The organism is Streptococcus sp. SC1 (genome assembly GCF_030272855.1).
In the GTDB taxonomy this organism is placed as follows: domain Bacteria; phylum Bacillota; class Bacilli; order Lactobacillales; family Streptococcaceae; genus Streptococcus.
Map to the genome: position 1 here is coordinate 333,373 of NZ_JAQCMU010000002.1, position 12,992 is coordinate 346,364.

Sequence of the window (12,992 nt, forward strand, 5' to 3'; positions counted from 1 at the left end):
AAAAAATAAGCGATGAACGCTTATTCTTCGATGAGCTGGATGTCCGCACCCAGACTTCTTAATTTTTCAATAATATTGGAATAACCGCGTAAAATAAATTCAATATTGGTAATCTCTGTTCGGCCTTGAGCCATCAGACCAGCAATAACCAAGGCTGCACCCGCACGCAAATCCGTTGCTTTCACAGAAGCACCTTGCAGCTGATTTGGTCCTTCATAGACAATCTGATTGCTAGCGGTTGAGATTTTACCAGTCATTTTTGCCAATTCAGCGACATGGTTAACCCGTTTCTCATAGATGGTATCAACGATTTTTCCATGGCCATGAGCTGTCAGCAGAAGCGGAGTGATCGGCTGCTGCAAATCCGTAGCAAAGCCAGGATAAGGCGAAGTCTTGATGTTAATAGCTTTTAAATCCTTCTGCCCTTCTACAAAGATGCTATCCTCTGAAATGGTCATGCGCACACCCATTTCCTCTAGCTTCGCAATGAAACTTTCCAAATGTTCATAAAGGACATTATTGATCTGAACACCCTGTCCAATTGCCGCCGCCAAAGAAATATAGGTCCCAGCTTCAATCCGATCCGGAATCACCTGATGGCGCGTTCCATGAAGGCTGTCTACACCTTCAATCGTGATAATGTCAGTCCCAGCCCCACGAATATGAGCTCCCATATTATTAAGTAGCGTAGCTACATCGATGATTTCTGGCTCACGCGCCGCATTTTCAATCACCGTGCGCCCCTCAGCCTTGACTGCTGCCAACATCGTATTAATCGTAGCACCGACACTAACGGTATCCATGTAGATACTAGCTCCAGCCAAGCGCTTACCACCTGTTGACAATTTCATGTAATTGCCTTCCATGGTCATGTGAGCGCCCATTGCTTCAAAAGCTTTGAGATGGAGATCAATCGGACGAGGACCAAGGTCACAGCCCCCAGGAAGCCCAACTGTCGCTTCTCCAAAGCGGCCTAGCAAACTTCCATAAAAATAATAAGAAGCTCGTAGACTATTGATTTTACCAGATGGCATCGGCATATTCTTGATGTTTCTAGGATCAACCTCTAGGCAATCTCCAGACCGCTTGACAGTCGCTCCCATGATTTCCATGATTTCGATGAGGCTATCAACATCCGAAATCGCCGGTACACCATCTAAAGTAACAATATTATCAGCTAAAATAATAGCTGGGATAAGGGCCACAACACTATTTTTAGCACCATTAATAGTCACCTCTCCTTTTAAAGGGCGACCACCATTAATTACAATTTTTTTCATGTTTTAAAATTTAGCTCTTTCACGGTATTACTCTTTATTATATCATAGTTTTATCCATTTTCCTAGACAAAAAAGCCCTCAGTTTAAACCGAGAGCTACTATTTTATTGCAAAGCCGCTTGGAGAGCAGCTACCTTGTCTGTGCGTTCCCAAGGAAGATCGATGTCTGTTCGACCCATATGACCGTAAGCAGCAGTTTGCCGATAGATTGGTCGTTTCAAATCCAACATTTGGATAATCCCCGCCGGACGCAAATCAAAGATCTGACGGACAGCGTTCTGAAGTCTGCTTTCAGAAACTAAGCCAGTTCCAAAAGTATCAATGCGAACTGAAACGGGCTGAGCTACCCCAATAGCATAGGCCAACTGCACTTCTACTTTTTTAGCCAAACCAGCAGCTACGATATTTTTAGCGATATAACGCGCCGCGTAAGAGGCAGAGCGATCGACCTTGGTTGCATCCTTACCAGAGAAGGCGCCACCTCCATGGCGAGAATAGCCACCATAGGTATCCACAATAATCTTACGGCCTGTCAAGCCAGAGTCTCCTTGAGGACCACCGATAACAAAGCGTCCAGTAGGATTGATAAAGACCTTGGTCTGACCATCCAAGTATTCACTTGGAATCACCTGAGCAATCACCTTTTGGATAACATCCTGATGAATCTGTTCATTGCTGACTTCAGGATCATGCTGGGTAGAAATAACTACCGTATCTACACGAATTGGGCGATCATTTTCATCGTATTCGACCGTAACCTGAGACTTGGCATCTGGTCGCAGATAAGACAATTCACCTGATTTGCGCAGTTCTGCCAAACGACGCACCAGTTTGTGACTGAGAGAAATAGGCAATGGCATGAGCTCTGGTGTTTCATCCACTGCAAAGCCAAACATAAGCCCCTGGTCGCCAGCACCAATCAAGTCCAATGGATCTTGATCCGCATTCCCACGAACTTCCAGAGCTTCATTGACACCCTGAGCAATATCTGGCGACTGCTCCACCAAAGATGGATGAACACCGACCGTCTCTGCTGAAAAGCCATACTCTGTATTGGTGTAGCCAATTTCTGCAATGGTATCACGAACCACACGATTGATATCCACATAAGCTGTGGTCGAAATCTCACCAAAAACATGAACCGAGCCCGTATAAACGGCTGTTTCAGCAGCCACATGGGCGTCTGGATCCTGACTCAAGACAGCATCCAAAATAGCATCGGAAATTTGGTCTGCAATCTTATCAGGATGCCCCTCCGATACAGACTCAGACGTGAAAAGTTTACGTTCTGACATAGAAATGTCCCCCCTTAAAAAATATTAAACAAATGAACAAACTCCAAAATGATGAAAATCTTGTCACCTACGAGTTACGACGCGAAAGAAATAAAAACGATACCTTTTTATTTCTGAGCTAGTAAGGCGCATAGGGTGACCGCAATATAGCGGCAACCCTTGAATGACGAGTAACTTTGGAGCCGTCATTGTTTGCGAGTTACAAAGTACTGATAGAAGTTTCCTACCATCTTATCGGGACTATATAACCTCTCCATTATATCATGATTTTCAAAATTATGCTGAATCATTTTCAAAAGAAAAGTTATAGTTCAAAACTATAACTTTATCATTTAGATTTATTCGATCTAAGCGGATGATTAGTGCTAAACATTTCAAGCAAACTATACCAACTCTGTCTGAGCAATGGCCTCTTTCACATCTTCTAGCGGCAAATGCACCAGTTCCACTTCCTTTTCCTTGTAAAGGTACTGGGCATAGTCATCTATGCGATATTGGTTGATGTAGACCACGCGCTTGCAGCCAACCTGAAGCAGTTGCTTGGTACAGTTTAAACAGGGAAAATGAGTCACATAAGCCGTAAATCCCTTAGGAACGCCCCTCTCAGCTCCCTGCAAAATTGCATTGACCTCTGCATGCAAGGTTCGCACGCAATGACCATCGATGACCAAACACTCATGATCAATACAGTGCTCTGTTCCTGAAACGGAGCCATTGTAGCCGGTCGATATGACCTTATTATCCTTGACTAAGACCGCACCGACCTTGGCACGCTTACAGGTCGAACGATTGGCAATCAAAAGTGCCTGTGCTGCAAAGTATTCATCCCAAGCTAGCCGATTTGACATCATCATTCAGTCCTCCATCCATTCTCATTATATTATACTAAAACACTTGGCGATTGTCATCCTGACAAGAAAAAAGTTGAAACAATGTTTCAACTTTTTGTATTCTTATTTAGCAAGTTTAGCCTTAGCTGCATCTGCAAGAGCTGTGAAAGCTGCTGCATCGTTAACAGCCAAGTCAGCAAGCATTTTACGGTTCACTTCGATCTCAGCCAATTTCAAACCATGCATCAATTGTGAGTATGAAAGTCCGTTCAAACGAGCTGCCGCATTGATACGAGTGATCCACAATTTACGGAAGTCACGTTTTTTCTGACGACGGTCACGGTATGCATAGTAGTAAGAGTTCATTACTTGCTCTTTTGCAGTACGGAACAAGATGTGTTTTGCTCCATAGTAACCTTTAGCTAATTTTAAAATACGTTTACGACGTTTGCGTGATACAACGCCACCTTTAACACGTGCCATGTTTTATTTCCTCCAAATATTTCCTAGATAATTGTTACAAAATCTCTTATTTAAGACCTGTAAGCATTGCTTTGATACGTTTGAAATCTCCTGCATGCACCATAGATGCTTTACGAAGATGACGACGTTGTTTTTTAGTTTTTCCGTGGAAACGGTGAGAAGTGTAAGCACGGAAACGCTTCAAGCCACCAGAACCTGTACGTTTGAAACGTTTAGCTGATGCGCGGTGTGTTTTTTGTTTTGGCATGATAAAATCTCCTTTTTCTAACTTTTTGACAGTTTATTTTTTGTCACTAATCGGTGCCATTTGCATGAACATTTGACGTCCATCCATCTTAGGCTTTTGCTCAATGATCGCAACATCTTGAGTTGCTTCAGCAAAGTCTGCCAAGACCTTAGCTCCAATTTCTTTGTGGGTAATCATCCGGCCTTTAAAGCGAATGGATACCTTAACTTTATTTCCTTTTTCAAGGAACTTGCGTGCGTTACGAAGTTTTGTATCAAAGTCCCCTTTATCAATGGTAGGACTGAGACGTACTTCTTTCACAGTGACAACGCTTTGTTTTTTACGTTGTTCTTTCTGCTTTTTCTGATACTCAAACTTGAACTTGCCATAGTCCATAATTTTCGCAACAGGTGGTTTAGCTTGTGGCTGAATCAGGACTAAATCGACATTTGCTTCATCCGCAAGAGATTGCGCTTCGCTAAGCGGTTTAATACCTAATTGTTCGCCGTCAAGACCGATCAACCGAACTTCACGCACACGAATTTCATCATTGATGAATAAGTCTTGTTTTGCTATGGTTTTCACCTCTTTTTTTATTTTTAGAGAAAAACAAGTGCGGACCTGCTAACGCAAACCCGCACTACATGATAGTATTTCATTACTGAAACTGAATCCTGTAGAGCCAGACAACGTTAGTCGCAAGGCGAGAAGTTCTCACTTCTGCTTTTCTCAACTCCACTATCATACCAAGTTTCTTTTTATTTGTCAATAATTTTTTTCGCTTTTTCTTCAATAAATTTGACAACTTCAGCAATTCCAATGCCTGTCGTATCAAAATGAATGGAGTCAGCCGCTGGTTTCAAGGGTGATACTTCGCGATGACTATCCTTGTAGTCCCGCTCCGCTATTTCTTTTTTTAGAGTTTCCAAATCAGCTGGAATCCCCTTTTCGAGATTCTCTTTGTAGCGGCGCTCTGCCCTTTCCTCAACTGAAGCAACTAGGAAAATCTTCAACTCTGCATCTGGCAAGACGACCGTTCCAATATCACGGCCATCCATGACGATGCCGCCCTGTGCAGCAATCAACTGCTGCAAATGAACCAATTTTTCACGCACTTCCGGGATAGCTGCTACCCACGACACATTATTGGTTACTTCATTTTCTCGAATTGGATGAGTGACATCAACATCTCCTACAAACACTAGCTGCTCACCATTTTCCGAACGACCAAAACTAATCGAATAAGTCTCGAGCAAAGCTACGATCTCATCTACATCATTTTCAGTCAAATGATTTTGTAAAGCTAGGTAAGTGGCTGCACGGTACATGGCACCCGTATCCAAATAGGTATAATTAAAATCTTTGGCAATAATCTTTGCAACAGTGGATTTTCCACTTGACGCAGGTCCATCAATCGCAATCTGAATCTGTTTCATAACCCGCTCCTACTGAATCTTAACAATATCACCTGGGTTGGCATACCAAGAACCAGTAGACATGTGCGACGGATTCAATTGCTCCAATTTTGCAATAGAGATACCTGCACGCGCTGCAATCGCAGCCTCTCCTTCACCAGGCTGAACAGTCAAGGTACCTTCTGAAGACTGAGTTGGCTTTTCTTCTGATTCACTTGGTTGTTCTGATGGAGCTAGTTGTTCCGCGCTGCTACTTGAAGATGCAGCTGCATTAGAAGTGCCATAAAATCCATCCATAACAGTCTTTTTATTACTTCCACCAGTAGATAGATAGGCGAAAAAGAGTGCCATAGCAATGACCATCACTAGAAAAATAGCCGCTAATATGGTCAGCCAGCGATCAACTCGACTCGCCTGACTTTTCTTTCTGCGATTCAATTTCTCTGCTCCATTATCATATACATCTGCTTCCCATGGTTCTTTTTCCATGACTTCCTCCTTGAGTTTTTCTAAAAATCTTATTACAATATGAGTATGAAAGTTACACTCATTCCCGAACGTTGCATTGCTTGCGGACTCTGCCAGACCTACTCAGATCTCTTTGATTATCATGATAATGGCATTGTCAAATTTTATCAAGACGACCAGCTCTTAGAAAAAGAGGTTGAGAGTCAGCCCGAGATTCTCGAGGCTATTAAAAACTGTCCAACCCGAGCCCTACTAAAAGACTAATTTTTCTTAGATTGGTCACCATAGTAGACCTCAAAATAATCTAGAAGAGTCAGATTGTCTACTAATTCCACTTCGCCTTTAAAATGATCGTTTAAAGCTAGGGCGTTGACAAAATATTTTTTGGGCCACTTCCGCATACAGAAGGTCCTGCTACGACTCTTCCCTGTAAAATGAAGGGTGATAGACGTCTTTGTTACCTCTAGCTTCTCAATCGTTGAAATATCAATCTTGATTGGCGTGAAAGGATTTGCCGTAATAATGCGCAAAATACCGTCATCATAAATCGTGAAATATCTATGCACACCGATAGCCAGTAAGACCATAAACAAAAAGAATGAAAAGAGGACAAGAGTCGGAACACTGGAGCTTTCGTACATCAAGGCCAGTCCTATAAAAATCGGAATGACTGACAAAGACCAATAAATCACTAACACTGACATTTCTGGTTGCCAATGATAGCGGACTTTTCCAAAAAACTTTATCATATCTTCACCCCCTCACTACTAGTTTAGCATAAAATAATAAAAAATAGAATTGGTAAACCTATTCTATTTTTTTATTTTGCTGGTACAGCAAAGAAATCCTTCGAAAGATATCCTTTCCCACCAACCATATCATACTCGATCAATTTCAAATCATCTGCAATTTCCTGAGCTGATGAATCCAGTGCTTTCTTGTCCACACTGGCTTTATGGAGAACCTCAGTCAATAAGGCGTAGTAAGGAGATACTTTCGAATTTGTCTGCTCAAGTAGTAGGGCTGAAAAATCACTAGAATTAACCAAAGGATAGTTCAACTTAGGTGTCTCATAATTGCTCCAGATAAAGTAATCGGTCAAATATTGATTTTCGGGATGATCCTTAAAAGCTGATTGAGGATATAGACCTGGCAAGTGATCACCATAAAAAACTACTGTTATCTTTTTATCAATTTTAGAAAGCTTATCTAGAAACTCCTTGGTCGCATTATCTGTGTGGTAGAGCATCCTTACATAGCTGGATAAGGATTTATTTCCTGCCTCCGTGAAACCTGAGTAACTAGCAGACATGTAAATCGGATTAACTTCCGTCCAAGGCATGTGGTTTTGCATCGTCATAACTGAGAAAAATTGACTTTGGTCTGTTTTTAGACGGTCTAGAACTTGATTATAGGTCGTTTTATCACTATAGTTTCCACCAATATGATCTCCCTGTAATCCTTGAGTTCCATAATGAATAAAGGTATCATATCCCAGATCTTTATATATGATATTTCTGGAATAATTACTTGGTGAAGCTAAATGAATCACTGTACGATTTTGAGAAGAATAAGAATCACTAATTGCCGGAAGCTTGTTCATCTTTGGTACAACTTCTGTATAAATGACAGAGACAGAGGGTGATAGGTTATAAAATGGTAAACCAGTCAGCGTTTGGAACTCCATATTTGCAGTTCCACCACCATAGCCATCTGATTGCATCAACCCACTGGTAGTCTTAGACATGATTTCCTGAATATTTGGAATCGGATTTTGTGACATAGATACACCAGAAATCCGTGCTGGGTCAGAAAAGCTCTCACTAAGAACATAAATGACCGTCTGTTCTTCTATTTTCTGCTTACGTTCCTGATTGATAGAATCAGCTAGTGACCCATATTTCTTTTCTAATTCTTGAATTTTTTCTTTAGAATATCCCGCCGGCTGAATCATAGGCTTATCAGATAATTGAGTAAACCAAACAAAAGAAACCGACCGCATTTGCGAATTAACTGTATTACCAAACCAAGTCAAATCATGGTAATTATTCAAAATGGACACAACTGGAATATTATCGGCAACTTTGCCATTCTCTTTCGAAGAGAATATCTGTAAAACACCTAAGAAAAAAACAATAGGAATAACCAGTGAAATAAGTTGAATTTTTACCATGGCGATTATTTTTCCATGTAAAATTTTCCTACGGAAAAACCAATAGAAAAAACCAATAGCTACCACACTAGCAATCGCATAGATCCCATAATTACCGCCAAGAAAATCAAATAAGAGCTTCGGATCTTTTAACCAACTAATATCACTTGGCAAAATTGGTTCTTGTCGATATTGAAATTTCAAACTGCTGGCAATCGTTGAACTAACACCTATCACCAATATGATAATTGTGGGTAGAAAAATTTGATTAAAAGCAAGATAGATAAAAATAAATAGTGCAAAAAAGACTGCTATCTGAAAGAGACTTGCCCCAGTAAATAAATGAAGTTCTAACACAGAAACATCCGCTCGAATACTATTTTGGATAGTGTAGTTAAAGATAACAGAAAAAGCTGCGCTACTTAAGACTGCGACTGAAAGGCTTCCTTTATTTCTCGAAATATCTATCAATCCCTTTACCGCTAAAAAGCTAGGAATCGAAAATAAGAAAAAGAGTAAAATAATAAAACCAATTAACTTAAAAATCGAATCCTGAGAAATTTCAAAGCCGCTATCTGAAAGATAATTCATCAACAAAGTCTGTTGCTGAAAAATAGCGGTCATCTTACTATCTGTTAGCGATAAGAGAAGAAAAGATTGGGACAAAAAAAGTATCTCTAGAAAACCAATATTAAATTCATCAACAGATAGAAAGCTTCGGGAATGATATTTTTGTAGAGAAGAAAAGCGGTTAATGAGATAAGCAAATAAAAATATTAGCAGCAAGTAAGGTAAACCGTTAACTTCTACAAAGTGATTACTGAAAACATTCTCTGCTTTAAAATCAAAATCATTCACATGCTGCGTCACCGTCAGCAAATAAGAAAACAGGGCGTAGATTCCATAAACGAGAAAAGACCAAACTAATAATTTTCGATTTAGCAGTTGGGCAACAATCTGACCTACACCAAATAAAACCACTATTAAAACGAGAAAAACCAAACCGAGGCTGGCATAATTATCTAAACCCTTATTTACTTGAAATAAGAATAAAGTCGCAACAGCTATGGTATCCAAAACTAAAAAACTGATAAGCAAATAGGAAATCTGCTTATAATAATTGACTAAAAATTTCATTATTCTTTCTACAGAAACTATTATCTAACTTTTAAAAAGATTCGATAAATACCTTCTAACTTTTTTTGCTAGGCTCTTATGAGCCAGTTGTCCTTTCTGCTGGATTAATTGTTCTGCTTCTCTTTGTAAGTCTAATAGAGCAGGCAATGGAGTTCCAGACATGATTTTAAAATCATAATCCTGTTCCCAAGCCAAATAAACTAACAAACTTTCTAAAACTTGAGGTTCAGTTTGAGCTGATAACTGGTAGTCGTTTTGAAAAAGTCTAATCAGAGCAGAAGGCTTAAACCAAAGAAAGCTACCATACACCCTAGTGAAAACAGGATATTGTTCAAAATCAAAATTTTTCTGGCAATGGAGCTCTTGCCAAATTGCAGCCATTTCTTTCCGATATGTTTTTTGCTCAAACAAGCCATATCTGACTAAACTTGGAAGATCTGGGATAACGAGACCAAGCTTAGCATCTTGTTCCAATGCTTTAATACTAGCATTGGCATTTTCAAACATCATCTCCATCAGTTCTCTACGCATCACATTATCAAGCTGAGGTATTCTATCTACTAAATTTACAGTAGAAATATGCCCAACGAAAGCAAATTTCTGTAATAAGTCGCTCTGTTCAAGCATCGCCTGCATAGAATTTTTTTCTTTGCCTAGAAGAACTTGATAACGGTCTGATACAGTTTCCAAAATCTGATCAAAGATTTCTTCGTCAGCTGTCGTCACCATAAATTGGTATTGTAGAGAGAGATCTTCCCATTTTTCTTTAAATTGCTCGAAGACTTGAAGGTCTGTCACATGAATATGGAGCAGCACAGACTTTTCTGGCGAGTTATTTTGATCGTCTTTCGAAAGCTGCTTATCCTGCAAAAGGCAGGATGCATCTGGACCGATATATTCAAATATATGCTCAGAAATTAAAGAAACAGGATAAGAAGTTCTCTCTTTAATTTCTTCCAGCAGATACCTCGCAGAAAAAGGATTGCCAGTGATAGCTTTTACTTTCAAAAAGGGAACCTTTTTCTCAAGAATAGTAAAAGGCTTATAATAAGTAAAGTCTGGATGAATTAAATCCGCTACTTCTTCTAGACGAGTATCAAATAAAGCTTGATAGGTAAAGCCTGCCCTTGTAAAATATTGGGTAAATTTCGTCTCGTAGTGGTTAATCACATCTTGAACATCAGTAAAATCTTTTACTTTTGTCCAAAATTCTTGAAAAGAAATTGCCCTCAATATCTGCTGCTTAAAGGTAACAAAATAGCTCTGCAAATGTTCTTCAAAATACTTTGTTTTTCGAAAGTTGGTCATACCCCAAAAATCAACCTGAGTATCCGCCTCAAAACGCTTATAAATAGGCTCCAAATCCCAGAGTGGACCAAAGCAAGTATCATTCATCAGAGTCAGAGAGTCGTAGTTTTTGAGCTCTTCAAAACCTACGGAGCTAATTCCATCCCGCCAAGCCGCGAAATCATAGCCTTGATTCTCCCGCTCCAGCAAATTGCTTATCCCAAATTCGTCGTGCAACTTTTTCTTAGTTACTTCTTCGATATGACTATTTGAAATAAAAAGGATTTTGGAAAACAGGGGCTTGAGCTGTTCTAATTGGTAGAAGACATGATTACTCACGCGCTTATATTTATTAAAATGAACATAGAGTAATATTCGTTCCATGAAAACACCTTATCATTTTATTGAGAGATTTCCCAGACCCCATTACGCTGAATCAATCCCGTTGCTGAGTCTTTTGCAGAGGTATCGTCATCTTCAATATCCCGTCGGCTGATGATAAGGACTGGAGTATTCTTAGAATCTGCAAAGGCTAAAATCTGATTCTCTTCATCACGTACAGAAACCTGCAATTTCAATTTTGCATGATTGATTTGGGAAAGATGGCATTTGTACTTAAATGTCTTCTTGCCTGTTCCTTCTGTCAAATTATCCATTGAATTATCATTATACAACCAAATTGTGCGGTCAATATCAGTCAGTGAAAAGGCTATGTAGGTTGGCATATCTTGATTGACTTGATAGCTAATCTCAAATTCAATTTCTTCAGTTGGCGCTGTCTGAGGAGAGCTCAATAGACGAACCTCTAAATCGGAAACTGCAACAGATTCCGTTTCAGCGACATAATCTTCGTTCATGGCTTTGGTGTCACTTGCATTGTCTAAACTGTATTGGTTAGCTACATCATCAGGATTTCCGACAACTTTGACTAAGCCGTTCTCAATCAAAACAGCTTTATTACAATACTTTTTAACAGCATTCATGTCGTGAGTTACTAAAATAGTTGTCTTTCCCGAATGCTTCCGTTCCATGAAATAATCATTACACTTGCGCTGAAAGGCTTCGTCCCCCACAGCCAGAACCTCATCCAAAATCAGAATGTCCCCTTGAGCCTTGATAGCAACTGAAAAGGCTAAACGAACCTGCATCCCGCTAGAATAATTTTTGAGTTTTTGATTCATAAACTCACCCAGCTCAGCAAATTCAACGATGTCGTCATACATGGCATCTACTTCTTCAGTTGAGAAGCCCAGCATGGCACCGTTCATATAGACATTTTCGCGGCCGGTCAGCTCTGGATTAAATCCAACACCCAGCTCGATAAAGGAAACTAGCTTGCCATCAATGGTCACTGTTCCCTTTTCGGGAATATAAATCTCTGAAATAATTTTCAGAAGAGTGGACTTGCCAGAACCGTTTCGCCCAACAATTCCATAAAAATCTCCCTTTTCCACTTCAAAGGAAATATCCTTAAGAACGTTCTGCTCTTTGTAACCCTTGATGCCTCGAAAACGGTTGACTAGGCTTGTCCTTAAACTTTGTGTTGACTCTGTTGGCAGTTTAAAAAACTTACTGACATGGTCAACTTTTACTGCAATATTATTTGACATTATAAAATCTCCGCAAATCTCTTAGCATTTTTATTAAAGATATAATATCCAAGCCCAAATATCACTACTGGCAATAAATAAGGAATCAGAGCAATCCAGTAATGATCCATCAAATCCCAGCCCCGAGTACTGCCTGAGAAAACGATAAAATGACGAAGATCTTGAATAATCTGAGCCATTGGATTAAGCATCATCAGTTTAGCGACCAAAACATGCCCACCCTTCAGTATATAAGTCAGTGAATAAATAATCGGTGTCGCATACAGGCCTGCCTGCAAAACCACTTCCCAAATAGGTCCAATATCACGATATTTAACAAAAAGTGTCGCCAACATAAAGGCAAAACCAGCTGAAATCAAAACTAATTCCAGAAACAGCGGGATAATAACTAGCCATCCTGGCGTGATTGATACGCCATTAATCAACGCAAAAACAAAAACAACTAACAAATTGATCGCATAGTTAATCGCTGCACCAGTAATAGCTGAAAAAACGATAATTGATTTAGAAAAATTCAGTTTTCGTAGTAAGTCCCCTCGCGCAACAATGGACATCATGCCCATATTGGTCGCTTCTGAGAAAAAATTCCACGTCACCATCCCTAAGAGAAGCGATACTGCATAATGAGGCGTTCCATCATCAAAACGCAGGAAACGAACGAAAACAAGATACATAATGGTAAAAAGCATTAAGGGTTTTAAAATCGACCACAAATGCCCAATAAAACTGCCTTGATAACGCAATTTGAAATCTGTTTTAACCAATTCTCTCAAGAGAATCCAGTTTTTTTGGCTAAAATAATCTAGCATG

The 12,992-nt window shown here is 39.7% G+C and carries 14 protein-coding genes and 1 other annotated feature; of the genes, 1 reads left to right on the forward strand and 13 read right to left on the reverse strand.

Features of this window, described 5'->3' with window-relative positions:
- Window positions 1-20 precede the first annotated feature (20 nt).
- From murA to PAN94_RS04555, 8 genes are all read right to left on the reverse strand, one after another.
- A complete protein-coding gene (gene murA / locus PAN94_RS04520) occupies window positions 21-1,280 on the reverse strand; it encodes a UDP-N-acetylglucosamine 1-carboxyvinyltransferase (protein WP_061909409.1) in 1,260 nt (419 codons plus the stop codon).
- Between the two features lie 103 nt (window positions 1,281-1,383).
- Entirely contained in the window at window positions 1,384-2,574 is a 1,191-nt protein-coding gene (metK, locus tag PAN94_RS04525) for a methionine adenosyltransferase (protein ID WP_285874842.1), read from the reverse strand.
- A 383-nt stretch (window positions 2,575-2,957) separates the two neighbouring features.
- Window positions 2,958-3,425, reverse strand: coding sequence for a deoxycytidylate deaminase (locus PAN94_RS04530; RefSeq protein ID WP_048765231.1), 468 nt, complete (start codon window positions 3,423-3,425; stop codon window positions 2,958-2,960).
- A 102-nt stretch (window positions 3,426-3,527) separates the two neighbouring features.
- Window positions 3,528-3,887: a 50S ribosomal protein L20 gene (rplT, locus tag PAN94_RS04535; RefSeq protein WP_005590588.1), complete on the reverse strand. Its 360-nt coding sequence runs from the start codon at window positions 3,885-3,887 to the stop codon at window positions 3,528-3,530.
- Between the two features lie 46 nt (window positions 3,888-3,933).
- Complete coding sequence (gene rpmI, locus PAN94_RS04540; RefSeq protein WP_005590589.1) at window positions 3,934-4,134, reverse strand: 50S ribosomal protein L35; 201 nt, start codon at window positions 4,132-4,134, stop codon at window positions 3,934-3,936.
- Window positions 4,135-4,167: 33 nt separating this feature from the next.
- On the reverse strand, window positions 4,168-4,698 hold the full coding sequence (gene infC / locus PAN94_RS04545) for a translation initiation factor IF-3 (protein WP_015604487.1): 531 nt from the start codon (window positions 4,696-4,698) through the stop codon (window positions 4,168-4,170).
- 16 nt (window positions 4,699-4,714) lie between these two features.
- Window positions 4,715-4,845: a sequence feature (ribosomal protein L20 leader region), on the reverse strand.
- A gap of 26 nt (window positions 4,846-4,871) precedes the next feature.
- Window positions 4,872-5,549: a (d)CMP kinase gene (gene cmk / locus PAN94_RS04550; RefSeq protein WP_285874844.1), complete on the reverse strand. Its 678-nt coding sequence runs from the start codon at window positions 5,547-5,549 to the stop codon at window positions 4,872-4,874.
- 9 nt (window positions 5,550-5,558) lie between these two features.
- Window positions 5,559-6,017 (reverse strand): SAG1386/EF1546 family surface-associated protein, encoded by a 459-nt coding sequence (locus PAN94_RS04555; RefSeq protein WP_285874845.1) that lies wholly within the window; start codon window positions 6,015-6,017, stop codon window positions 5,559-5,561.
- Window positions 6,018-6,062: 45 nt separating this feature from the next.
- Here PAN94_RS04555 and PAN94_RS04560 point away from each other — a divergent pair, with 45 nt between their 5' ends.
- Entirely contained in the window at window positions 6,063-6,260 is a 198-nt protein-coding gene (locus PAN94_RS04560; protein WP_306452468.1) for a ferredoxin, read from the forward strand.
- Here PAN94_RS04560 and PAN94_RS04565 read toward each other — a convergent pair.
- The 5 genes from PAN94_RS04565 to PAN94_RS04585 form a co-directional block, all read right to left on the reverse strand.
- Complete coding sequence (locus PAN94_RS04565; RefSeq protein WP_285874846.1) at window positions 6,257-6,745, reverse strand: EbsA family protein; 489 nt, start codon at window positions 6,743-6,745, stop codon at window positions 6,257-6,259. The two genes, PAN94_RS04560 and PAN94_RS04565, sit on opposite strands and share 4 nt — an antisense overlap.
- A 71-nt stretch (window positions 6,746-6,816) precedes the next feature.
- Window positions 6,817-9,285, reverse strand: coding sequence for an LTA synthase family protein (locus tag PAN94_RS04570; protein ID WP_285874847.1), 2,469 nt, complete (start codon window positions 9,283-9,285; stop codon window positions 6,817-6,819).
- A 24-nt stretch (window positions 9,286-9,309) separates the two neighbouring features.
- Complete coding sequence (locus PAN94_RS04575) at window positions 9,310-10,956, reverse strand: rhamnan synthesis F family protein (RefSeq protein ID WP_285874848.1); 1,647 nt, start codon at window positions 10,954-10,956, stop codon at window positions 9,310-9,312.
- A 17-nt stretch (window positions 10,957-10,973) separates the two neighbouring features.
- Window positions 10,974-12,182 (reverse strand): ABC transporter ATP-binding protein, encoded by a 1,209-nt coding sequence (locus tag PAN94_RS04580; protein WP_061909423.1) that lies wholly within the window; start codon window positions 12,180-12,182, stop codon window positions 10,974-10,976.
- On the reverse strand, window positions 12,182-12,991 hold the full coding sequence (locus tag PAN94_RS04585; RefSeq protein WP_285874849.1) for an ABC transporter permease: 810 nt from the start codon (window positions 12,989-12,991) through the stop codon (window positions 12,182-12,184). The genes PAN94_RS04580 and PAN94_RS04585 overlap by 1 nt, the downstream gene beginning before the upstream one ends.
- Between the last annotated feature and the right edge of the window lies 1 nt (window position 12,992).

Excerpts from the sequence above, each read along its gene's own strand:
- murA (WP_061909409.1), bottom strand. The coding sequence starts at position 1,280 with ATGAAAAAAATTGTAATTAATGGTGGTCGCCCTTTAAAAGGAGAGGTG.
- metK (WP_285874842.1), bottom strand. The coding sequence starts at position 2,574 with ATGTCAGAACGTAAACTTTTCACGTCTGAGTCTGTATCGGAGGGGCAT.
- PAN94_RS04530 (WP_048765231.1), bottom strand. The coding sequence starts at position 3,425 with ATGATGTCAAATCGGCTAGCTTGGGATGAATACTTTGCAGCACAGGCA.
- rplT (WP_005590588.1), bottom strand. The coding sequence starts at position 3,887 with ATGGCACGTGTTAAAGGTGGCGTTGTATCACGCAAACGTCGTAAACGT.
- rpmI (WP_005590589.1), bottom strand. The coding sequence starts at position 4,134 with ATGCCAAAACAAAAAACACACCGCGCATCAGCTAAACGTTTCAAACGT.
- cmk (WP_285874844.1), bottom strand. The coding sequence starts at position 5,549 with ATGAAACAGATTCAGATTGCGATTGATGGACCTGCGTCAAGTGGAAAA.
- PAN94_RS04555 (WP_285874845.1), bottom strand. The coding sequence starts at position 6,017 with ATGGAAAAAGAACCATGGGAAGCAGATGTATATGATAATGGAGCAGAG.
- PAN94_RS04560 (WP_306452468.1), top strand. The coding sequence starts at position 6,063 with ATGAAAGTTACACTCATTCCCGAACGTTGCATTGCTTGCGGACTCTGC.
- PAN94_RS04565 (WP_285874846.1), bottom strand. The coding sequence starts at position 6,745 with ATGATAAAGTTTTTTGGAAAAGTCCGCTATCATTGGCAACCAGAAATG.
- PAN94_RS04570 (WP_285874847.1), bottom strand. The coding sequence starts at position 9,285 with ATGAAATTTTTAGTCAATTATTATAAGCAGATTTCCTATTTGCTTATC.
- PAN94_RS04575 (WP_285874848.1), bottom strand. The coding sequence starts at position 10,956 with ATGGAACGAATATTACTCTATGTTCATTTTAATAAATATAAGCGCGTG.
- PAN94_RS04580 (WP_061909423.1), bottom strand. The coding sequence starts at position 12,182 with ATGTCAAATAATATTGCAGTAAAAGTTGACCATGTCAGTAAGTTTTTT.
- PAN94_RS04585 (WP_285874849.1), bottom strand. The coding sequence starts at position 12,991 with ATGCTAGATTATTTTAGCCAAAAAAACTGGATTCTCTTGAGAGAATTG.